Origin of the sequence: Flavobacterium defluvii (assembly GCF_900129555.1) — a bacterium.
GTDB lineage: Bacteria > Bacteroidota > Bacteroidia > Flavobacteriales > Flavobacteriaceae > Flavobacterium > Flavobacterium defluvii.
Genome location: NZ_FQWC01000003.1, coordinates 518,472 through 539,189, shown reverse-complemented (window position 1 = coordinate 539,189; position 20,718 = coordinate 518,472). Strand labels below are relative to the sequence as shown.

The window sequence follows — 20,718 nt, the reverse complement described above, 5'->3', positions numbered from 1 at the left end:
AATATCACAGAAAATAAACCTTCAGAATTATGTTAACATTAAGTAAAATACAATCTATTATTTATGATTTTGAGCAGTTTTCACTACATTTGCAACCATTTTTAAAGATTTTATGAAAAACGCTATTCAAGTTGGATTTTGGGAGAAATTAGCCCGAATTATACTTAAAAACAGAATTACAATTCTGGTTATTCTTTCTGCATTAACTATTTTCCTTGGTTACCAATGGAAAAACCTTTCTATGACTTATACAGAAGCAAACCTGCTTCCTAAAGATCATATTGCAAACAAAGAATATCAAAAATTCTTAGACAAATTTGGCGAAGAAGGAAATCTGGTTGTTATTGGTTTTCAGGATAAAAACTTTTTCACTCCAAAAAATTATGCGGCCTGGAATGAGTTAATGACGGGTTTAAAAAAATCTAAAGAAGTTGATCTGGTTGTTTCCTTAAATGATTTAAAAAAACTGGAAAAAGATACCGTTAATGAAAAATTTGTTTTAACCCCTTTTATCGATCAAAGTAAAGTTTTAGATCCGGCTTATTTAAAAAGCGTTCAACATGACTTGTTCAATAATCTCCCTTTTTACGAAGGCTTATTGTTTAATAAAGAAAGCGGAAGCGTACGTTCTGCCATTTATATCAATAAAAAACTGGTAAATACTGCCGAAAGAAAAACATTTATTCTTGAAAATCTGGTTCCGAAAATCGATAAATTCGAAAAAACTACGGGGATTGATCTTAAAGTTTCGGGAATGCCATACATCAGAACGATTAATGCGGCCGATATGAAAGGCGAAATTGGCCTTTTTATTGGTGCTGCTTTATTGACCGTTTCATTAATTTTCTTTTTCTTTTTCCGTTCCTTCCGTGCCACATTTATTTCGATTTGTATTTTAATTGTTGGTGTAATCTGGTCGTTTGGAACACTTGGATTATTTGGTTATAAAATCACGATTTTAACAGCAATTATTCCACCGCTGATTATCGTTATCGGAATTACAAACTGTATTTTCCTTATTAATAAATACCAGCAGGAAATTAAATTACATAACAATCAGGCAAAAGCATTACAGCGTGTTATTTCAAAAATTGGAGTCTCGACTTTAATGACAAACTTAACTACTGCAATTGGTTTTGCTACATTTATGATTACCGGAAATGATTTACTTTTTGAGTTTGGTCTGGTAACTTCTATCAATGTTATTTCTGTTTATTTGTTGACGCTTTTTATAGTGCCAATTGTATACAGCTTTATGCCTTTGCCAAAAGAAAAGCATTTATATCATTTGACTAAAACATACATTTCGACTTTATTAAATGTTGTTGAAAATCTGGTAAAATCAAAACGCAGATACGTTTACATCGTTTATGGTTTACTTTTGGTTTTCAGCATAATTGGCGTTTCGCAAATGAAAGTTTCCGGAAGTTTAATTGGTGAAATGCCAAAAAGTGCTTCTTTCTTTAAAGACATTTTATTTTACGAAAAAGAATTTAATGGGGTTATGCCGCTGGAAATCATGATTGATACCAAAAAGAAAAAAGGTGTTATGAAGGCTTCTACAATTCGTAAAATGGATGAACTTCAAAACACAATTGCTGAAATCCCGGAATTGGCAAAACCGGTTTCAATCGTGAATTTGGTTAAATATTCTAAACAGGCTTTCTACAACGGAAATCCTGAATATTATCAACTGCCAACTTCGCAGGAGCAGACTTTCATTTTAAGTTATGCTAAAAATGCGACGAAAAACAGCAAAGAAAATTTAATGAAAGCTTACGTTGACTCGACTGGACAATATGCCCGAATCACCACTTTCATGAAAGATATTGGAACCGATGAAATGGCAAAAGTAGAAAAAAAATTACATGCCAAAATTGATGAAATTTTCCCGAAAGACCGTTTTGAAGTTACCGTTACCGGAAAAGCATTGGTTTTTCAAAAAGGAACTTCATACTTAGTAGACAATTTGATTGAATCCTTGATTTTTGCAATTTTAGTAATTGCCGTTTTAATGTTGTATTTATTCCGTTCCTTCAAAATGGTGATGGCATCGGTAATTACAAACGTTTTACCACTTTGTATTACATCAGGATTAATGGGCTATTTTGGAATTCCGTTGAAACCGTCTACAATTTTAGTATTTAGTATCGCTTTCGGAATCTCGGTTGATAATGCGATTCAGTTTATGGCGAAGTATCGACATGACTTGCTTCAAAGCGGCGGAAAAGTGAAGAAATCTGTTTTCAGTGCTTTAAGAGAAACCGGAATTAGTACTTTTTATACTTCTGTAGTTTTGATTTTAGGTTTTGCGACTTTCACGTTGTCAAGCTTCAGCGGAACAATTGCTTTGGGAGGATTAATTTCTTGTACTTTGGCTTTTGCTATGTTTGCGAATTTGGTTGTTTTGCCTTCACTGGTTTTGACTTTTGAGAAGAAGAAAACTAAGAAAGAGGAATTGGAGAATTTGGAAAAGTAGGCTTTAAAACTAGCCGTGTAAATATTATTAAAATTTAAATTATAATGTATCAAACAATTAAAACTTTTGTAGATAGCGCAGCAAATTGGCTAGAATCAATCGGCTTTATAATAACAATTTTTACAGCTATTAAAGTTTTTTTTCTTGATAAAAGGATATCTGATTTTAATAAAAAACATCTTTTTCAGACTAGATCTCAAGGACATATTTCTGACTTAAAAAAAATTTCAAAGAATATTTCTGATTTAATTTCTGATTTTGATAATAAAAAAACAGAATTAAAAATAGAGGTAAAAAAATCAGAAGAAGTTGCAAAAAGTATAAAGAAAAAATTACCAAAAAAAGACATAAAAAACACAAAATCTTTAATAAAAGAAGCTGTAAAAATTGAAAAATTGCCCGAAAATCTGGCAAATTTAAATACCACACAAAAGCTACTTAATTATATCATTGATATATCAGAATTTAATGAAGACACAATGAATGATTATTATGTAAAACTATCTGGACTAATAACCTCTTTAGAAGAATTAAAAAAAGATTACGCTAAATCACTTATATCATGATGCCTAAAAACAAAATATCTTTATTTATCCTTGAATTAATCAAAATGACTAAAAAGGGTCAAATTTCATGGCAAGAATCTTTTCATACTCCAATACTTCCTGACGGAATTGAGAGATTAGTCGATTTAGCCTATAGTACGACCATAAAAGAAAAATCATTTAGATTATATAAATACAATACTAAACATTTTACTGATGAATATGAATATTATTGGAGTGAACGAATTAGATTTGAATTGATAGATAATGATGGCAACTGCACATTTGAATTTCCATATGAATATTCATTAAATGATTTATATGATGCAGTAAGAGAAAGTTCGTCTGGAATAAACGAATTTATTGATGATTTTCTTAAACCTTAAGATATTTTACAAGGAGGCAAAACAGCTTCAAAAATTAATTATTATCGTTTATATTTGCAATTCGATATAAAAAAACACTGGTTTTATTTTAATTTAAAACCAGCAATCTATAAATCTAAAATTAAAATGAGACACACAAAGGTTAAAGACTTATTAAACAGTACGACGACGTTACAGGAAGTGAATGCAAAAGGATGGGTGAGAACTTTTAGAAATAATCAGTTCATCGCGCTTAATGACGGTTCTACCATTAATAATATTCAATGTGTTGTTGATTTTGAAAATACACCAGAAGAGACTTTAAAAAGAATCACAACTGGAGCGGCGGTTTCTGTAATTGGAACTTTGGTTGAAAGTAAAGGTGCGGGTCAGAAATATGAAATTCAGGTGAACAAACTTGAAATTCTTGGAGATTCTGATGCTGAGAAATTCCCAATGCAGCCTAAAAAACACTCTTTAGAATTTTTACGTGAAAACGCTCACTTGCGCGTACGTACAAATGCTTTTGGTGCGATTATGCGTGTGCGTTCGGTATTGTCTTATGCAGTTCACAAATATTTTCAGGATAAAGGTTTCGTTTACGTAAACACACCAATTATTACTGGAGCTGATGCTGAAGGTGCTGGAGAAATGTTCCAAGTAACTTCTTTGCCATTGGATAACCTTCCTAAAAACGAAGAAGGAAACATTGATTTCAAAAAAGATTTCTTCGGAAAACATACCAACTTAACCGTTTCTGGACAATTAGAAGGAGAAACTTTTGCAATGGCTTTGGGTCAGATTTATACTTTTGGACCAACGTTTAGAGCTGAAAATTCAAACACTTCTCGCCACTTGGCAGAATTCTGGATGATCGAGCCAGAAGTGGCTTTCAACGATCTTGACGATAACATGGATTTGGCTGAAGATTTTATTCAGTACGTTATTAAATATGCTTTAGATAATTGTCAGGATGATTTGAAATTCTTGGAAGGAAGACTTTTAGAAGAAGAAAAATCTAAACCACAGGCGGAAAGAAGCGAAATGAGTTTGTTAGAGAAACTGAACTTTGTTTTAGAAAACAACTTCAAACGTGTTTCTTATACTGAAGCAATTGATATTTTAAGAGATTCAACTCCAAATAAAAAGAAGAAATTCCAATATTTAATCAACGAATGGGGAGCTGATTTGCAATCAGAGCACGAGCGTTATTTAGTAGAAAAACACTTTAAATGCCCAGTAATTTTATACGATTACCCAGCAAACATTAAAGCGTTTTACATGCGTTTGAACGACAACACAGAGCCAGGAAGAGAAACAGTTCGTGCAATGGATATCCTTTTCCCTGGAATTGGTGAAATCGTTGGTGGTTCTGAAAGAGAAGAGCGTTACGATGTTCTTGTTGAGAAAATGGAAAAACTTGGAATTGATAAAGAAGAATTATACTGGTATTTAGACACCAGAAGATTTGGATCGGCAACTCACGCAGGTTTCGGTTTAGGTTTTGAGCGTCTGGTATTGTTTGTAACTGGAATGACAAACATTAGAGACGTAATTCCTTTCCCAAGAACTCCTGGAAGTGCTGAGTTCTAAAAAAGGTTTAAAAAGTTTCAGGTTTCAAGTTGTTGGAACTTGAACTAAATAATAATATTTGTTTCAGGTTTCAAGTTTCAAGTTGTGGCACGTTCTGCAACCTGAAACTTGAAACTTGAAACTTTTAACAAAAACAAATGCTAAAGCAATTTTTAAATTTAAAATTATCCCAAAAATTATCTCCACAGCAAATTCAGCTGATGAAGTTAATTCAATTGCCTACGCAAGCTTTTGAACAGCGTTTATTAGAAGAAATGAACGAAAATCCGGCTCTTGAAGCGGGTAAAGAAGACGAATACGAAGCTGATGAATATGCTAATGATGACTACGATGATTATGATGATGCAGAATCAGACAGAATCGAAGCAGACGACATTAACATTGATGAATATTTAAGCGACGACGATACGCCCGATTACAAAACTCAGGTAAATAATTACAGTGATGATGAAGAACGCGAAACGCCTTTTGCAGCTCCGATAAGTTTTCATCAGGATCTAATCAATCAGCTTAATACTTTTATTTTAAACGATGAAGAACGCGAAATTGCTGAGTTTCTTGTAGGAAGTATTGATGATATGGGTTATATCCGCAGAAGCATTCCGGATATTGTAGATGACATGGCTTTTACTCAGGGAATTTATACTGATGAAGCAATGGTAGAAAAAATGCTAACAGTAATTCATGAGCTTGAACCTTCAGGAGTTGGCGCGCGTGATTTACAGGAATGTTTACTGCTTCAGTTAAAACATAAAACTCCAACTGAATATGTTGATTTAGCAATTGATATTATCGAAAATCAGTTTGATGCTTTTACAAAAAAACATTACGATAAACTTTTACAAAAATACAGCGTTTCTAACGAACAGCTTAAAAAAGCGATTCACGAAATCGAAAGGTTAAACCCAAAACCGGGCGGTTCTTTTGCAGGAAATAACAAAGTTACTGAAAATGTAGTTCCGGATTTCGCTATCAGAATTGTAGATGGTGAACTGGAATTGACTTTAAACGGCAGAAATGCCCCTTCTTTGCACGTTTCTAAAGATTATCAGGAAATGATGCAGACATACAAAGAATCTAAAGATAAATCGACTGCGCAGAAAGATGCTGTTCAGTTTATCAAACAAAAACTGGATTCGGCAAAATGGTTTATTGATGCGATCAGACAGCGTCAGGAAACACTTTTTGTAACGATGAATGCAATTATGCATTATCAGGAAGAATATTTCTTAGACGGTGACGAAACCAAATTGAAACCAATGATCTTAAAAGACATTGCGGATATGGTTGGTTTGGATATTTCTACGATTTCGCGTGTGGCAAACAGTAAATATGTAGAAACGCCATACGGAACCAAACTGATTAAAGAGTTCTTTTCTGAAGCCATGAAAAATGATCAGGGTGAAGATGTTTCAACCTTAGAAATTAAAAAAATTCTTAAGAATACAATTGAAGAAGAAGACAAACGAAAACCTCTTCCAGACGATCAATTGGCAGAAATCTTAAAAGAAAAAGGCTATCCGATTGCGAGAAGAACTATTGCAAAATATCGTGAACAATTGGATATTCCAGTAGCGAGAATGAGAAAGAAAATCTAAGTTTTTTTTAAACCATATAAGAGATATAAGTTCATTTAAAAAAATAACCCGATAAGGCTTTTAAGTCTCGTCGGGTTATTTTTTTTTATATTTATACATAAGCTGGACTGAAGTCCAGCGCTACAATATGAATCGAGCCGAAGGTTCTTTAGCCTTCCGAAGGAACGAATTATTTTGTAGAGCTGGACTTCAGTCCAGTTTAATATCCCACATATATAAAAACAAACCCGACAGGTTAAAAACCTGTCGGGTTTAGCAACGCTTAAAAACGCTAAATTATTTATACTGATCAGGTAATATTTTTACATCAAACAAAAATGCTTTCTTTTTGTCGCTGTAACTATAATTTAAAGTATAATCATTATCTCTAAAAACCTGAAGTCCGGGATTTGCTTTTGCAGTACTTAAAAGACTCTTCTGGATTTCATCTTGTATAATATTAATTTCAGCAGTTTCTTTTTCTACATTCAACAATGTCAAATTATACTGAACAACTCTTTCAGGATGCAGACTAACACTATCTAAACGAATACCTTCCTGAATTTTTAACGGACAGCTTTTATTATATTTTTCAACCAATTCTGTTATTTCTGTATTTACCTCATCAGCTTTTTCAGAAAGAAAAAATTGAAAAAAAACAGCTAAAATTATGGCAATCCCAATGACAACTACTAGTAAGATATTTTGTTTTCTCATACTTTGCTTTTCTTGTATTGGTTATTAATTAAACTTTATTTTCCCTGATTTTTTTTCATTGCTTTAAAATACGCTGCACGGCTCAGCGGCTCGTACTCTTCGGTTTCACCAAGCATTACCAGTTTATCATTATCGGTTTTACGGAAACTGTAATTGGCAAGATTTCCTGTTCTGGTACAAACAGCGTGAACTTTTGTAACATATTCGGCAGTAGCCATAAGCGCGGGCATTGGTCCAAAAGGATTTCCTTTAAAATCCATATCAAGTCCTGCAACTATTACACGTATTCCCTGATTGGCAAGATCATTACAAACACTAACAATTTCATCATCAAAAAACTGAGCTTCATCAATACCAATAACATCACAGCCCTGGGCCAAAATAGCAATATTAGCTGCAGCCGGAACAGGAGTTGAGCGAATTTCATTAGCATCGTGAGACACAACCAATTCGTCATGATAACGGGTATCAATAGCGGGTTTAAAAATTTCAACTTTTTGTTTGGCAAACTGTGCGCGTTTTAATCTGCGGATTAACTCCTCGGTTTTACCCGAAAACATTGACCCACAAATAACTTCAATCCAACCAAATTGTTCTTTGTGATTTACTGTATTTTCGAGAAACATTTTGTATTTTTCTGCCTTTAAAAATGAATAGTTTTTATTACTTTGTACTGGTAATAAATCGACGTAAAAATGTGTTGTTTTACATTTTTTCAAAAGTAGAAAAATTTTATCAAATCGGAGATTGGCAAACGCTTATTAACAGAAATAAAAAACATCTTTAAAATATCTTTCAGATTTATTTAAGAATAAAGACATTCAAGCATCAAATACACTAAAATACCTTATTCACTATAATTTCAACAGTTATGAAAAAAAAATTGGAAGCCGATTTAATCAGCATTGCACATCGAATTTTAAAGCTAAAAAACAAATCCGATATCAATCAATTATATCTTGAAACTCAGAAATTATACGAGAAATTAGCGATTTTAAAATTTGTTGATGAAAATTTCGACGAAGTAAAACCAACAATCAGCCACAGCGAAATCAGCACTGAAATCGAAACTATTTTCAACAAAGAAGAAGAAGTTTCATCTGAAACAATTGCCGAAACTCCAGCAGTTGAAGAAGTTAAAACTGCAGAATCTCCTGAAACTCCTGTTATTGAAGAAGTAATTGCAGAAACACCAAAAGAAACTGTTTTGGAAACTGTTGAAATACCTTTTGAAGAAAAAACAGAAGAACCAATTATTGCAGAAATTCCTCAGCCGGAAATTATTGAAAATGTTGAAAAAACTGAAGATTCAAAAAACAATATCGAAGAACCTTCATTTACAACAATAAATGAGTCAAACCCAATTCCAAACTTTAAACCTGCTTTTGAATTGGATACAACAGAAATAAAAGCAGAAGTTAAAGAAGAGCCTAAAACAGAATCAAAAGCAACTCCAATTCCGATTGCATTTGAAGATTTCGGAATCAATTATGCTGACACACAATTTGTAAAAGTAGATAGTTTTGAGCCTGTTTCTTCTTTAAACAATGATTTAAAAGAGAAAAAAAGTTTAGATTTTCCTGTTTTAGAAACTCCAAAAGAAACAAAATCAGTTTCATTAAATGAGAAATTAGCAAAAGGTTTTCATATTGATTTAAACGATAGAATTGCCTTTACAAAAAATCTTTTCGGAAACAGCACTGAAGATTACAGCAGAGTTTTAAATCAGTTAATGACTTTTGATTCTTATACAGAAGCAAAGGATTTTATTGAAAACATGGTAAAACCGGACTATAATAATTGGGAAGGAAAAGACGATTACGCAGAACGTTTTCTTGGAATTATTGAAAAGAAATTCGCTTAAAAAACAAACACAAATTACACGAATTAACACTAATTCATTTGCTTCGTGCAATTTTACAAGCATCAAAAATCTGTGCTAATTAGTGCAATTCGTGTTTAAATTATTAAACTAAAATATGTCAAAATTATATATCGTTCCAACGCCAATTGGCAATCTTGAAGACATGACTTTCAGAGCCATTCGGGTTTTGAAAGAAGTCGATTTGATTTTGGCAGAAGACACCCGCACAAGCGGAAAACTATTGAAGCATTTTGAAATTGGCACGCACATGCACAGCCATCATATGCATAATGAACATAAAACTACCGAAAACTTAATTGCACGTTTGAAAGCCGGCGAAACTATCGCTTTAATTTCAGATGCGGGAACTCCTGCAATTTCAGATCCCGGATTTTTGTTGACCCGCGCTTGTGTCGAAAATAAAATTGAAGTAGAATGTCTTCCGGGTGCCACGGCTTTTGTTCCGGCATTGGTAAACAGCGGACTTCCAAATGATAAATTTGTTTTTGAAGGTTTTCTGCCTGACAAAAAAGGACGTCAGACTCGTTTTTTGGCTTTAGCCGAAGAAACCCGAACGATGATTTTATACGTTTCTCCACATAAACTCGTTAAAACTCTTAGCGAATTTATTCAGTATTTTGGAGAAGAAAGACAAGTCTGCGTTTCAAGAGAATTATCAAAATTACACGAAGAAAATGTACGTGGAACAGCAAAAGAAGTTCTCGCGCATTTTGAAAAAACAGCGCCACGCGGCGAAATCGTGGTTGTGGTTGCTGGAAAAACAATAGAAAAAGAAGCTAAGAAAAGTAAGTATTCTAAGGACGAAGAAGAAGAATAAAAAATAATGTTAGTTCAACTCCATTTGTCACATCGAGCGTAGTCGAGATGCACATTTGGTTCTCGACTACGCTCGAACTGACAATATGAACCAAAAAATATAATTAAAGAATAAATCATGAGTATACAAGCCTTTTTAGAAAAAGTAAAACAAACTCCAACACAAATAACATTTCCAGAAACGATTGCCGTAATCGAAGAAAATTACAATTTTACGCCTACCGCTTTTCAAAACGGAACACAGCATAATGCTGCCGGAGAAAATTCCGGCTCTTGTAAATTATTTTCTTTCGCGAAATTGCAAAACTTAAGCAAAGAAGAAACTTTAGCTTGCTTCGGAGCTTTTTATTTTGAAGAAGTTTTAGGCGATCCAAACGGAACAAATCACCAAAATATTAGAAATTTCATCAACTTAGGCTGGGACGGAATTAAGTTTGAAGGAAAAGCTTTAGAAGCTAAATAATTTTAGATTGCTGAAATCTAGATTCTAAAAAACTTTCTCAAAGTTTGAAACTTTGACAAAGTTAAAAAACCGAATAGTTCTGTCACTTTCGATGACCATCGAGACTGATTAGAAAAAAAAATAAACACATAGAAACATAGATTTTGTTTTTTAATAAAAGAAATTAGAAAGAAACTAGTTTCTAACACATAGAGCTATGTGAATTTATGCAAGTGAAACGCCTTTTTTAAAGTTTCCAATTAGCTATGATTCTATGTGTTTTTAAAAAAATTCACCTACCAGATTAAATGATTTCACGAATCTGAAATCTAAAATCTAAAATCTACAATTAAAAAATGCGTTGGACATTAAAACCAAAACCTTCTGAGGAAAAAATCAAACATTTAGCGAAAGCATTAAATGTAGAAGATTTTGTAGCAACGCTTTTGATTCAGCGTGGCATTGAAACTTTTGAAGACGCTAAAAATTTCTTTCGTCCGTCATTAGAACATCTTCATGATCCATATTTGATGAAAGATATGGATAAAGCAGTTGCCAGAATTGAACGCGCCATCGAAAATCAGGAAAATATTCTAGTTTTTGGCGATTATGATGTCGACGGAACAACGGCGGTTTCTTTGGTTTCATCTTATTTAAAATCACATTATCCACACATTGCTGCTTACATTCCTGATCGTTATGACGAAGGTTACGGAATTTCATATAAAGGAATTGATTATGCTGACGATAATGGAATTTCCTTAATTATTGCTCTTGACTGCGGAATCAAATCGATTGATCATATCGCTTACGCGAAAGCCAAAAACATAGACTTTATTGTTTGCGATCACCACCGTCCGGGCGAAATTCTTCCAGATGCTATTGCGATTCTCGATCCGAAAAGAGAAGATTGCAATTATCCATATGACGAATTGTGCGGCTGCGGAGTTGGTTTTAAACTGATTCAAGCTTTGGGCCAAAATCGAAATGAAACAATCGAAGATTTAGTTCCGTATCTGGATTTGGTTGCTACGGCAATTGCAGCCGATATTGTTCCGATTACGGGAGAAAATCGTGTTCTGGCATATTTCGGTTTAAAAGTTATTAACAGCAACCCCAGACCGGGAATTAAAGCCCTTGTTCATCAGGTAAAAAAGAAAGTTTTAGATATTTCTGATGTTGTTTTTATTATTTCTCCAAGAATTAATGCAGCCGGAAGAATCAAACACGGAAATCATGCTGTCGAACTTTTAACTGAATTTGATTTTGAACAAGCACAGCAATTTGCATCTGAAATTGAACAATATAATGCAGACCGAAAAGATTTAGATAAAAAAATTACTAAAGAAGCTTTTCAGCAGATTTTAGAAAATCAGGAAGAAGAACGTTTTTCTACTGTAGTTTTTCAGGAAGACTGGCATAAAGGCGTTATCGGAATTGTAGCTTCGAGATTAATTGAAACCTATTACCGCCCAACTTTGGTTTTTACTAAAAGCGGCGACAAATATGCAGCTTCTGCCCGATCTGTAAAAGGTTTTGATGTTTATAATGCACTCGATGCCTGTTCAGAACATTTGGAACAATTTGGAGGACATATGTACGCTGCCGGAATGACTTTAAAAGCCGAGAATTACCACCTTTTTAAAGAAGCTTTTGAGAAATGTGTACGTGAAACCATTCAGCCCGAAATGCGAACTCCGGAAATTGAAATCGATGCTGAAATTGATTTCTCTGATATTACACCAAAACTCATTCGGATTTTAAAACAATTTGAACCTTTTGGACCGCAAAATATGACTCCGGTTTTTATGACTTCGGATGTAAAAGATACTGGTTATGCCAAAACTCTGGGTGCAGACGAAGAACATCTGAGACTTTTTGTAAAACAAAACAACTCTGACGGAATTGCCGCAATTGGCTTTGGACTCGGAAAAAAATTAAATATAGCACAAAATCAAAATTCGTTTCAGCTGGCGTATACAATTGCCGAAAATGAATGGAACGGAAATATTTCAACACAGCTTATGCTGAAAGACATTAGAACAAATGGAAGAAATTAAATCAAACAAACCTGATCCATATCAGGCGTTGCGTTACAGAGAATTCAACGTATTTTTACTATTGCGTTTTGCCATGGTTTTTGCATGGTCTATGCAGTTTATAGTAATCGAATGGGAAGTTTACAGCTTAACAAAAGATCCGCTTTCGCTGGGAATTATTGGTCTAATGGAAGTTGTTCCTGCCGTTTGTATGTCTTTATTTGCAGGACATATTGTAGATCAAAGTGAAAAGAAAGGATTATTGGTAAAATGTATTCTGGGATTTTCACTAATTAGTTTTGGCTTGTTTTTATTGACGTGGCCAAAAGTTGTTGGCGGCTGGTCTTCTCATGTTATTTTATATTCAATATACGCCTTAGTGTTTTTTGGCGGATTGGTACGTTCTTTTCTTGGACCAACAATTTTCTCTCTTCTATCGCTTATTATTCCAAAAAAAGTATATCCAAATGCTGCAACCTGGAGCAGTTCTGTCTGGCAGATTGGAGCGGTTATGGGACCTGCTCTGGCCGGATTTTCAATTAACTGGATCGGCGTTCACTGGTCAATGTGTCTGGTTTTCGGTTTTTCTATTGTTTCCCTAATTGCTTTATCACAAATCAGCGCGAAACCTATTATAAATCCGAAGATTGGAGAATCAATAAAAGACAGTCTTACAGAGGGTCTAACTTTTGTATTTAGAAATCAAGTTGTTCTAGGAGCTTTATCGCTTGACATGATTGCTGTACTTTTTGGAGGCGCAGTAGCATTATTACCTGTTTTTGCTCAGGATATTTTAAAAGTAGGTTCTGAAGGTTTCGGAATATTGAGAGCTGCTCCAGCGGTTGGTTCCTTTATAACAATGCTTGTTTCTGCTTATGTGCCTTTATATAAAAATGCAGGAAAAAAACTTTTGGCAGCCATTTTCGTTTTTGGATTATCGATTATTCTATTTGGTTTTTCTACTTATTTCTGGCTCTCGGTTTTCGCTTTATTCCTGAGCGGATTGGCTGACGGAATTTCTGTAGTTATCCGCCAAACGATTTTACAGCTTAAAACTCCGGATCACATGCGCGGACGCGTTGGTGCTGTAAATTCAATTTTTGTTGGATCTTCAAATGAATTAGGTGCTTTTGAAAGCGGTGCAACTGCCAAATTAATGGGTGCTGTAACTTCTGTAATTTTTGGAGGAAGTGTTACGCTTTTGACTGTTTTAGGTTTTGGATTTATATCTCCTACTTTTAGAAATTTAGATCTTCAAAAAGATATGGACGATCATCATAATCAGGAGTAATGAAATCACTTTTTATTTCTTTATTTCTCGTAATTTCCTTTTTCGTAAACGGACAAAACCTCTATATAAAGACTTACGGAAGCGAAAAGAATAAAACAATAATTTTCATTCACGGCGGTCCAAGCGGTAATGCAACTTTATTCGAAGGAACAACAGCTCAAAATCTGGCCGATAAGGGTTTTTATGTTATTGCTTACGATCGCCGCGGCGAAGGAAGATCTACAGATCCTGATGCAAAATTTACGTATGCAGAAGCTTTTCATGATTTGAATTCCATTTATAAAAAATACCATTTAAAGAAAGCTATTTTACTTGGTCATAGTTTTGGTGGTTTGGTTGCGACACTATACACGAATAAATATCCTGAGAAAGTAAGTGCTTTGGTTTTGGCTGGAGCATTATTTTCTCAACAAGAAACTTACGATCATATCTTAAATTCTATAAAAAAGATCCATTATTATGATTCTAAAACGCACAATAAAATCGATTACGTAGAAAAATTGGATAAACATTCTGCAGGATATAGAAAACATTGTTTTGATTTGGCAAGTGATGAAGGTTATTTTAAAATGCCAAAACCAACCAAAGCTTCAAAAAAATTATATGCCGATTATGAGGCTAGTGAATTCTATAAAAACAATATTCGCAACAAAAATGCGCCTTTGCTTTTTTATCAAAACGAAAAACAAAACAACATTGACACGCGTCCAATTTTAAAGATAATCAAAGCGTCAGGAATTCCTATTTTTGGAATTTACGGAAAAGATGACGGCATTTTTTCATCAGCACAAATTAAATCACTTAAAGAAATAACAGGTAAAGATCATTTTGCTTACCTAGACAATTGCTCGCATTATCTTTTTGTTGATCAACAAGTTGAATTCCTGTCTCAAATAAAAAAATGGCTTAAATAGTTTTTTAACCACATAAGTGATATAAGCTCATTTAATAAAAAACTGAAGACAAACTAAATTATCTTATATCACTTATATGGTTCAATATTTTTTCATTTTTTATGATTTTTTTATTTAGAATTAATATAAATAATATTTATATTTGTTGAAATAAAAGGATTTGCGATGAGAGAAATAGAACAGATATACCACAACAACTTTGGAATTGCCTTTTACTGGAAACAAAATAATCAAATTATTTTAGACAAGGTACAACTGGTTTTTAAAGAAACAGGTTTTTACTTTACTGTTCCGGAATTGAATCATTTTTGTGATTTAATCGAAGACAGCATGATCGAAAACACGTGTTGTGAAAATTGTGAGATGAAATATTCCTGCCATAAATTTTTATTGAAAACACCTTGTTCATCAATAGATTTAGCCGTTTCTATGACCGAATTAAAATCTATTAAGGATTTAGTTGAAGGTTCTTTATTTAAAATCGAATTAGATGAATATATCTTTGGATCGGGTTTAAACTAGAAACATTTAATGTTTTAACACCATTTTTTCATTATTGAAATATATTTTGATTGTATTCAAAATAAAGTATATTTACAACAATGAAAAAAATCGGCATTCTTTTTACTATGGCTGTTCTAGCGGTTTTCTTTACGAACTGCAGCAGCAAATCTGATGAATATATTGATCCGCGTGGTACAGATTACGCAGGTTCTGAAAGCTGTATTCAATGTCATCAGGTTCAATATAACATGGCTTTACAGAGTTCTCATTTTAAAGCCACAGCTCCGGCAATTTCAGGGAATGTTTTAGGTGATTTTGATGAAAAAAATCACACTTTTATATATGACAAAAACACCAAATTAGTCATGGAAAAACGCAATGACAGTTTGTATCAGGTTTTGTATAAAAATGGTAAGGAAGTCGAAGCACATCGTTTTGAAATTGTTTTCGGAGTTAAACACGCCCAAACATCTGTTTACTGGCGAGATAACAATACTTACGAATTGCCTGTTTCTTATTACAGTTCTATAAACAACTGGGCAACAAGTCCGGGATTTCCTGCTGATAAACCTTATTTTGACAGAATGGTTGTGAAGGATTGTTATTCCTGTCACGCATCAAATATCAGCAGCAGAAATGTAAATCAAAGCTCTGAAGAGAAAAACTTCCTGTCTATGGAAGTAGAAGATATTATCGATAAAAAAACTATTGTTTACGGAATTGACTGTGAGCGTTGCCACGGTCCGGCCAAAAAACATGTTGAATTTCATTTAAAAAATCCTAATATAAAAGTTGCAAACAGCATTACAAGTTTTAAAAATCTAAACAGACAGCAAAAACTGGATGCCTGTGCGCTCTGCCACGGCGGAAATGACGGAATGAAAATGAAATCTCGTTTTGATTTTAAACCCGGAGATAATTTATCTGATTTTTACAGAAATACGAGAAGTGTTACTGATACTGCTAATTTTGATGTTCACGGAAATCAGTTTCGTTTAATGGCGCAAAGCAAATGTTTTATAAACAGCGAAAAAATGGATTGCATTACGTGTCATAATCCGCATGAAAATGCTTCAAAAAATATGGCATCGTATTCTAAAATCTGTATGAGCTGTCATCAGGGTTTAAAACACAATGAGAAAACACTAAAAATAATGCCTGAAAAATTGATGGCTAATAATTGTGTAGAATGCCACATGCCGAAAAGAGCATCAGGAGCAATTAAATTTCAGCTTTCAAATAGTAAACAACTTTCAGAATATATTTTGCGAACGCATAAAATTGGTATTTATCCAATGGATAAAAAGTAATTACGATTCGAATTTTTTAAGTTCAAAAGTTTCGCCGTCAAAAACGCCGTACGTAAAATATCCAATCCAGTCGCCCAGATTTACATAGTTTGAATCTTCACCAACAGGAATTATCATTGGTAAATGACGGTGTCCGAAAATGAAATAATTATAATGTTTGGTTTCCAGTTTACGTTTGGCGTATAAAACCAGCCATTCGTTTTCTTCGCCCAAAAACTTTACATCTTCGTCGCCGGAAATCAATTTGTTTTTAACTGATAAATATTGTGCTAAACTCACCCCAACATCTGGATGAAGCCAACGAAAAAGCCATTTTGAAAACGGATTTGTAAATACCTTTTTCATTCTTTTATAACCTTTGTCGCCTGGTCCTTTTCCGTCGCCGTGGCCAATTAAAAAGGTTTTTCCATTAAAAGTAAATTCTTTATTATCATGATAAACCGGAATATTTAACTCGGTTTCAAAATAATCATTCATCCATAAATCATGGTTTCCAACGAAGAAATAAATCGGAATTCCGCTGTCGCGAATTTCTGCCAGTTTTCCTAAAACGCGCACAAACCCTTTCGGAACAACTGTTTTATATTCGAACCAAAAATCAAATAAATCACCTAATAAAAAAATAGCTTCGGCATCTACTTTTACCTTATCCAGCCAGGCTACAAATTTTTGCTCGCGCGGAAGGCTCAATTCCGGAGTTGGCGCACCAAAATGCTGATCTGAAGCAAAATATATTTTTTTCATTGATGAAGGTTGAAAGTTATGAGTTAAGGGTTATGTGTTAGGTTTAGAAGTTGTATGATATTGATTTCGACATTCACGTCTAACTTATAACATTTAACCTCTAACTTTTTTACAAATTATCACTTGCATACCATTCAGCAAATGACGATTCTGTTTCCTGAAGTTTTAGTGAGAAAAGAGAAATTCCTTTTGGAAGTCTTGCCATAATTCTTTCTGCAAAATCGACAACCATGTTTTCACTTGTTGGCTGATAATCTACCAAGATTACGTGATGTCCACGGTTTTTTAATTCGTTTGCTAATTCAACATGCGGTGTTGTTTGATTGAAAACAGTAGCATGATCAAACTGATCGACGATTTCTTCTTTTACAATTTTTTTTAGGTCAGAAAAGTCAATTACCATTCCGAATTTCACATTAGACCTGTCAGTGATTGGCGAACCAATAACGGTTACCGACAATTTATAACTGTGCCCGTGAACGTTTTTGCATTTTCCGTCGTAACCGTACAATGCGTGCCCGGTTTCGAAACTAAATTGTTTTGTAATTCTGATATTACTCATCGATTTTTAATTTAAGGTTGCAAATTTACAAATTAATAACCGTTTTTATCTCTTTTTTTGGCTTTGATATACATCCAGTAAGCAACTCCGGCTAAAAATAGAAATGGAATAAAAGATCCTATCAAAACACCAATTTGATAACCGCTGTCTGGAGCCTCTTTAATTTTCTCTGCAATATCAACTTTTTGGAATAGAGAAATAAGTTTCATTTTAAATTATGTTTATTGCTTATGATTTAGTTTAAAGTCTAACCTTTGTCAAAGTTTAAAACTTTGACAAAGGTCCGCAATACGAAACCGAGACCACGAAATCATTTTTTAAATTGTCTCAACGCGTTTCTGCTAAAATCAGACAAAACCAGTTTTCCTGTAATTGCAGCACGTTCAAAAAGAAGTGATTCCCAGTTTTCGGTATTTTCCCAAATAATCTTTTTCATTTCAAAAAGAGCTTCGGGATTGTATGAACTCAATTTTTGAGCAAAATTCTGAACATCATTATCCAAATTTTCAGCATCACTTAAAACTGAAAAAAGTCCTTTTTGAAAAGCCCAGTCTGCCGATTTCCATTCGTGAGCTGCCAAAGTCATTTCGGCCATTGCAGTTTTACCAATTTTTCGAGAAACAGCAGGTTCAATTACAAAAGGTCCAATTCCGATAGCGAGTTCAGATAATTTTACATCACTTTGCGGTGTTGCAAAAATATAATCGCAAGCAGCAATAATACCAACTCCGCCTCCAACTGCTTTTCCCTGAACGCGGCCAATTATAAGTTTATTACAATTGCGCATTGCATTTAACAAATGTGCAAAACCTGAGAAAAATGCTGTTCCCTGTTCCTCATTTTCCACCTGTAAAAGTTCATCGAAAGATGCTCCGGAACAAAAAGCTTTCTCGCCTTGGCTTTTTAAGATAATAACCGAAACATTTTCATTTCGGCTTAATTCATTGATTTCAGCTGTTAATTGATCTAATAATATACGCGGAAAAGAATTACTTGCCGGATGCCCAAACTGTATTGTTGCAATCGTATCTTGAAAAGAAGTTTCTAAACTCCCGTTTGTGTTTTCTAGATTCATAAAAAATACTTTTAATTGTAAAGTTACGGTTTTGAAAAATATTTTATCTGATAGGTTCCGAAATTTGTTTTTTGAGAATTATTTGACTTTATTTGTTAACGCTTTGGGGGATTGGCTCATTTGGCTGGAGCGTCCCGATGAAAATCGGGAAGGCGACGGATCGAATTTTGCATTCTCAACAAAAATGAGGGGGATTAGCTCATTTGGCTAGAGCGCTACGCTGGCAGCGTAGAGGCGACCGGTTCGAATCCGGTATTCTCCACAAATAGCTTAAAAAATACCCAAACAGATGTTATAATTCTGCTTGGGTACTTTTTTTTTAGCACATATTCAATATTTTATATCTACATCAGGTCGAATTAGATATTCTTCACTATAAACGTTATTACTTAATCGTAGTACGTTTTTCTGAAAAATGTCTTAAACTATTAAATTTAAATCTTTTAAAGCAGGTGAACTAAAAATTACATTCTCATTTTTACAAAAAAAATGATGAAAAAATTAATCGTATTGTTCAGCCTTATTTTAACATATTCATGTTCATCTGAAGAGACAGATAGCGGCATGAAAATAGACAATGATTATCCTATTCCTAAAGAATATAAAATCACTCCCCCAACCTGGATTTTGGGAACATGGGTAGATTCTGGAACAAAAAAAATTGTATTTACAAAATCGGACATAATTTGTGATCCAGCGGGGAATCCGCTTTCTGCTAAAGGAGAAACATTATATTACATTATTCAGGAACAAGATCCTGAGATCACCCAAACTCAAACAGAAAACTCTTATTTTTTACAATATAAAATCTCTTCTTCTGAAAGGAGAACATTTAATTTTATCAAAATATCAGAAACGGAAATAGAATCCAAAGGCACATACAAAGGAATTTTTACAAAAAAATAACGTCATACTTTAATACTTTTATAATAATAAAAAAACCGCATTACTTAATTGCAATACGGTTTTTTTTATTGGCTATTCCTTATTTATTTCTCATTAGCCGAATCATCAGGATTAACTTCATTTTCTTCAGCCTTTTTAAAATCATTATTTAGTAAATCTATTAGCTTTTTTTTCTCTTTTTGATTTTTCTTAATAGTTATTACAACTAAAATAATAACGAAAAATGCTACAATTCCTATTACAATCCAATTTATTTCCATAGTTTTAGTTTTAATTAAAAATAACATTTTTGATTATCTTTAATATTACCAAAACATTAATAATCAGAAATTTGAATCAAAAACATAAAATTTAAACCATGTCTGAATTAAGTTCATTATACTGCAAAGTAAAAATCACAAAACCGCAGCTGGAAAAGTTTTTAAACAGTTCGCTTGAAGAACCAGAACTAAATAAAAACTGGCAAGATTGGTGGAACAGCCGCAAAATGTATTCAAAAATGGAACTGACTCCGGAATTGCTGCGCACGTATAATGACGATATCAACGAAGAGGTTATAGAAGGCTGGATCGATTATCCTGAAGCAATGGCTTTTTCAGACTATGATGAAGCGAATGAAGAATGGCATTGGGGAATGATGTTTTTCAGCCAGAATTTTACAGAAATGATTCCTATGTTTGCTTTTATTATAAGCCTGGAAAAATATGTGATTGAAAGTACAGAAAACCAGGCGATTGTTTTTCCTTTCTTTTGGGGCGACAATGCCGTTCATGCTTATATCTATTTTGAAGACGGAAAAGCGATATTGAGTCCAAAAGCGCAGACTTTAAAAGATGTAGATCCTAAATTCGTAGAAAGCACGAAAGATTTTCTCAATAAAAAATGGGATCAACTGGCTAAAGAAATGGATTTGGATAATCTGGATTAATGTGGTTATCAAATTAAGCTATATAT

22 protein-coding genes and 1 tRNA gene are annotated in these 20,718 nt (G+C 33.5%); 16 read left to right on the top strand and 7 right to left on the bottom strand.

Going from position 1 to position 20,718, the window contains the following annotated elements; all coding sequences use genetic code 11:
- Positions 1-112 precede the first annotated feature (112 nt).
- From BUC29_RS09890 to rpoN, 5 genes are all read left to right on the top strand, one after another.
- The gene (locus BUC29_RS09890) at positions 113-2,479 is read left to right on the top strand and encodes an efflux RND transporter permease subunit (protein ID WP_073415784.1); all 2,367 of its coding nucleotides are present in this window, start codon (positions 113-115) and stop codon (positions 2,477-2,479) included.
- Positions 2,480-2,523: 44 nt separating this feature from the next.
- The gene (locus BUC29_RS09885) at positions 2,524-3,045 is read left to right on the top strand and encodes a hypothetical protein (protein ID WP_073415782.1); all 522 of its coding nucleotides are present in this window, start codon (positions 2,524-2,526) and stop codon (positions 3,043-3,045) included.
- A gap of 44 nt (positions 3,046-3,089) precedes the next feature.
- Positions 3,090-3,410: a hypothetical protein gene (locus BUC29_RS09880; protein ID WP_139260462.1), complete on the top strand. Its 321-nt coding sequence runs from the start codon at positions 3,090-3,092 to the stop codon at positions 3,408-3,410.
- A 126-nt stretch (positions 3,411-3,536) separates the two neighbouring features.
- Positions 3,537-4,982, top strand: a complete 1,446-nt coding sequence (gene asnS / locus BUC29_RS09875) for an asparagine--tRNA ligase (protein ID WP_073416022.1) — start codon at positions 3,537-3,539, stop codon at positions 4,980-4,982.
- Positions 4,983-5,119: 137 nt separating this feature from the next.
- Entirely contained in the window at positions 5,120-6,580 is a 1,461-nt protein-coding gene (rpoN, locus tag BUC29_RS09870; RefSeq protein WP_073415777.1) for an RNA polymerase factor sigma-54, read from the top strand.
- A gap of 276 nt (positions 6,581-6,856) precedes the next feature.
- On the opposite strand, the gene BUC29_RS09865 is transcribed toward rpoN, so the two are convergent.
- Both BUC29_RS09865 and BUC29_RS09860 read right to left on the bottom strand, forming a co-directional pair.
- A complete protein-coding gene (locus BUC29_RS09865; protein ID WP_073415775.1) occupies positions 6,857-7,276 on the bottom strand; it encodes a hypothetical protein in 420 nt (139 codons plus the stop codon).
- Positions 7,277-7,311: 35 nt separating this feature from the next.
- Entirely contained in the window at positions 7,312-7,902 is a 591-nt protein-coding gene (locus tag BUC29_RS09860) for a thymidine kinase (RefSeq protein WP_073416020.1), read from the bottom strand.
- A 245-nt stretch (positions 7,903-8,147) separates the two neighbouring features.
- Between BUC29_RS09860 and BUC29_RS09855 the strand changes: the two genes are divergently transcribed.
- From BUC29_RS09855 to BUC29_RS09820, 8 genes are all read left to right on the top strand, one after another.
- Positions 8,148-9,140 carry a hypothetical protein gene (locus tag BUC29_RS09855; RefSeq protein ID WP_073415773.1) on the top strand — a complete coding sequence of 331 codons (993 nt, stop codon included), beginning with the start codon at positions 8,148-8,150 and terminating at the stop codon, positions 9,138-9,140.
- Positions 9,141-9,255: 115 nt separating this feature from the next.
- The gene (gene rsmI, locus BUC29_RS09850; RefSeq protein ID WP_073415771.1) at positions 9,256-9,978 is read left to right on the top strand and encodes a 16S rRNA (cytidine(1402)-2'-O)-methyltransferase; all 723 of its coding nucleotides are present in this window, start codon (positions 9,256-9,258) and stop codon (positions 9,976-9,978) included.
- A gap of 117 nt (positions 9,979-10,095) precedes the next feature.
- Positions 10,096-10,440, top strand: a complete 345-nt coding sequence (locus BUC29_RS09845) for a HopJ type III effector protein (RefSeq protein WP_073415769.1) — start codon at positions 10,096-10,098, stop codon at positions 10,438-10,440.
- Positions 10,441-10,775: 335 nt separating this feature from the next.
- Positions 10,776-12,479: a single-stranded-DNA-specific exonuclease RecJ gene (gene recJ / locus BUC29_RS09840; protein ID WP_073415767.1), complete on the top strand. Its 1,704-nt coding sequence runs from the start codon at positions 10,776-10,778 to the stop codon at positions 12,477-12,479.
- Positions 12,466-13,749 carry an MFS transporter gene (locus BUC29_RS09835; RefSeq protein WP_073415765.1) on the top strand — a complete coding sequence of 428 codons (1,284 nt, stop codon included), beginning with the start codon at positions 12,466-12,468 and terminating at the stop codon, positions 13,747-13,749. The genes recJ and BUC29_RS09835 overlap by 14 nt, the downstream gene beginning before the upstream one ends.
- Positions 13,749-14,663 (top strand): alpha/beta fold hydrolase, encoded by a 915-nt coding sequence (locus BUC29_RS09830; RefSeq protein ID WP_073415762.1) that lies wholly within the window; start codon positions 13,749-13,751, stop codon positions 14,661-14,663. Before BUC29_RS09835 ends, BUC29_RS09830 begins: the two co-directional genes overlap by 1 nt.
- A 165-nt stretch (positions 14,664-14,828) precedes the next feature.
- Complete coding sequence (locus BUC29_RS09825) at positions 14,829-15,185, top strand: hypothetical protein (RefSeq protein ID WP_073415760.1); 357 nt, start codon at positions 14,829-14,831, stop codon at positions 15,183-15,185.
- Between the two features lie 80 nt (positions 15,186-15,265).
- Positions 15,266-16,477: a cytochrome c3 family protein gene (locus BUC29_RS09820; protein WP_073415757.1), complete on the top strand. Its 1,212-nt coding sequence runs from the start codon at positions 15,266-15,268 to the stop codon at positions 16,475-16,477.
- On the opposite strand, the gene BUC29_RS09815 is transcribed toward BUC29_RS09820, so the two are convergent.
- The 4 genes from BUC29_RS09815 to BUC29_RS09805 all read right to left on the bottom strand — a co-directional run bounded on the left by BUC29_RS09815 (position 16,478) and on the right by BUC29_RS09805 (position 18,858).
- Positions 16,478-17,221: a UDP-2,3-diacylglucosamine diphosphatase gene (locus tag BUC29_RS09815; RefSeq protein ID WP_073415755.1), complete on the bottom strand. Its 744-nt coding sequence runs from the start codon at positions 17,219-17,221 to the stop codon at positions 16,478-16,480.
- 109 nt (positions 17,222-17,330) lie between these two features.
- The gene (locus BUC29_RS09810; protein WP_073415753.1) at positions 17,331-17,783 is read right to left on the bottom strand and encodes a 6-pyruvoyl trahydropterin synthase family protein; all 453 of its coding nucleotides are present in this window, start codon (positions 17,781-17,783) and stop codon (positions 17,331-17,333) included.
- 32 nt (positions 17,784-17,815) lie between these two features.
- Entirely contained in the window at positions 17,816-17,992 is a 177-nt protein-coding gene (locus BUC29_RS21525; RefSeq protein ID WP_167369533.1) for a hypothetical protein, read from the bottom strand.
- Between the two features lie 101 nt (positions 17,993-18,093).
- Complete coding sequence (locus BUC29_RS09805) at positions 18,094-18,858, bottom strand: enoyl-CoA hydratase/isomerase family protein (protein ID WP_073415751.1); 765 nt, start codon at positions 18,856-18,858, stop codon at positions 18,094-18,096.
- Between the two features lie 188 nt (positions 18,859-19,046).
- Between BUC29_RS09805 and BUC29_RS09800 the strand changes: the two genes are divergently transcribed.
- Positions 19,047-19,120 (top strand) — tRNA-Ala (locus tag BUC29_RS09800).
- A 227-nt stretch (positions 19,121-19,347) separates the two neighbouring features.
- Complete coding sequence (locus BUC29_RS09795) at positions 19,348-19,764, top strand: hypothetical protein (RefSeq protein WP_139260460.1); 417 nt, start codon at positions 19,348-19,350, stop codon at positions 19,762-19,764.
- Between the two features lie 83 nt (positions 19,765-19,847).
- Here the strand turns inward: BUC29_RS09795 and BUC29_RS21520 are convergent, their stop codons facing one another.
- Positions 19,848-20,024, bottom strand: a complete 177-nt coding sequence (locus tag BUC29_RS21520) for a hypothetical protein (protein WP_167369532.1) — start codon at positions 20,022-20,024, stop codon at positions 19,848-19,850.
- Between the two features lie 98 nt (positions 20,025-20,122).
- Here BUC29_RS21520 and BUC29_RS09785 point away from each other — a divergent pair, with 98 nt between their 5' ends.
- Positions 20,123-20,692, top strand: a complete 570-nt coding sequence (locus tag BUC29_RS09785; RefSeq protein WP_073415745.1) for a hypothetical protein — start codon at positions 20,123-20,125, stop codon at positions 20,690-20,692.
- Positions 20,693-20,718 lie beyond the last annotated feature (26 nt).

Coding starts and splice junctions, on each gene's coding strand:
- BUC29_RS09890 (WP_073415784.1), top strand. CDS start 113: ATGAAAAACGCTATTCAAGTTGGATTTTGGGAGAAATTAGCCCGAATT.
- BUC29_RS09885 (WP_073415782.1), top strand. CDS start 2,524: ATGTATCAAACAATTAAAACTTTTGTAGATAGCGCAGCAAATTGGCTA.
- BUC29_RS09880 (WP_139260462.1), top strand. CDS start 3,090: ATGACTAAAAAGGGTCAAATTTCATGGCAAGAATCTTTTCATACTCCA.
- asnS (WP_073416022.1), top strand. CDS start 3,537: ATGAGACACACAAAGGTTAAAGACTTATTAAACAGTACGACGACGTTA.
- rpoN (WP_073415777.1), top strand. CDS start 5,120: ATGCTAAAGCAATTTTTAAATTTAAAATTATCCCAAAAATTATCTCCA.
- BUC29_RS09865 (WP_073415775.1), bottom strand. CDS start 7,276: ATGAGAAAACAAAATATCTTACTAGTAGTTGTCATTGGGATTGCCATA.
- BUC29_RS09860 (WP_073416020.1), bottom strand. CDS start 7,902: ATGTTTCTCGAAAATACAGTAAATCACAAAGAACAATTTGGTTGGATT.
- BUC29_RS09855 (WP_073415773.1), top strand. CDS start 8,148: ATGAAAAAAAAATTGGAAGCCGATTTAATCAGCATTGCACATCGAATT.
- rsmI (WP_073415771.1), top strand. CDS start 9,256: ATGTCAAAATTATATATCGTTCCAACGCCAATTGGCAATCTTGAAGAC.
- BUC29_RS09845 (WP_073415769.1), top strand. CDS start 10,096: ATGAGTATACAAGCCTTTTTAGAAAAAGTAAAACAAACTCCAACACAA.
- recJ (WP_073415767.1), top strand. CDS start 10,776: ATGCGTTGGACATTAAAACCAAAACCTTCTGAGGAAAAAATCAAACAT.
- BUC29_RS09835 (WP_073415765.1), top strand. CDS start 12,466: ATGGAAGAAATTAAATCAAACAAACCTGATCCATATCAGGCGTTGCGT.
- BUC29_RS09830 (WP_073415762.1), top strand. CDS start 13,749: ATGAAATCACTTTTTATTTCTTTATTTCTCGTAATTTCCTTTTTCGTA.
- BUC29_RS09825 (WP_073415760.1), top strand. CDS start 14,829: ATGAGAGAAATAGAACAGATATACCACAACAACTTTGGAATTGCCTTT.
- BUC29_RS09820 (WP_073415757.1), top strand. CDS start 15,266: ATGAAAAAAATCGGCATTCTTTTTACTATGGCTGTTCTAGCGGTTTTC.
- BUC29_RS09815 (WP_073415755.1), bottom strand. CDS start 17,221: ATGAAAAAAATATATTTTGCTTCAGATCAGCATTTTGGTGCGCCAACT.
- BUC29_RS09810 (WP_073415753.1), bottom strand. CDS start 17,783: ATGAGTAATATCAGAATTACAAAACAATTTAGTTTCGAAACCGGGCAC.
- BUC29_RS21525 (WP_167369533.1), bottom strand. CDS start 17,992: ATGAAACTTATTTCTCTATTCCAAAAAGTTGATATTGCAGAGAAAATT.
- BUC29_RS09805 (WP_073415751.1), bottom strand. CDS start 18,858: ATGAATCTAGAAAACACAAACGGGAGTTTAGAAACTTCTTTTCAAGAT.
- BUC29_RS09795 (WP_139260460.1), top strand. CDS start 19,348: ATGATGAAAAAATTAATCGTATTGTTCAGCCTTATTTTAACATATTCA.
- BUC29_RS21520 (WP_167369532.1), bottom strand. CDS start 20,024: ATGGAAATAAATTGGATTGTAATAGGAATTGTAGCATTTTTCGTTATT.
- BUC29_RS09785 (WP_073415745.1), top strand. CDS start 20,123: ATGTCTGAATTAAGTTCATTATACTGCAAAGTAAAAATCACAAAACCG.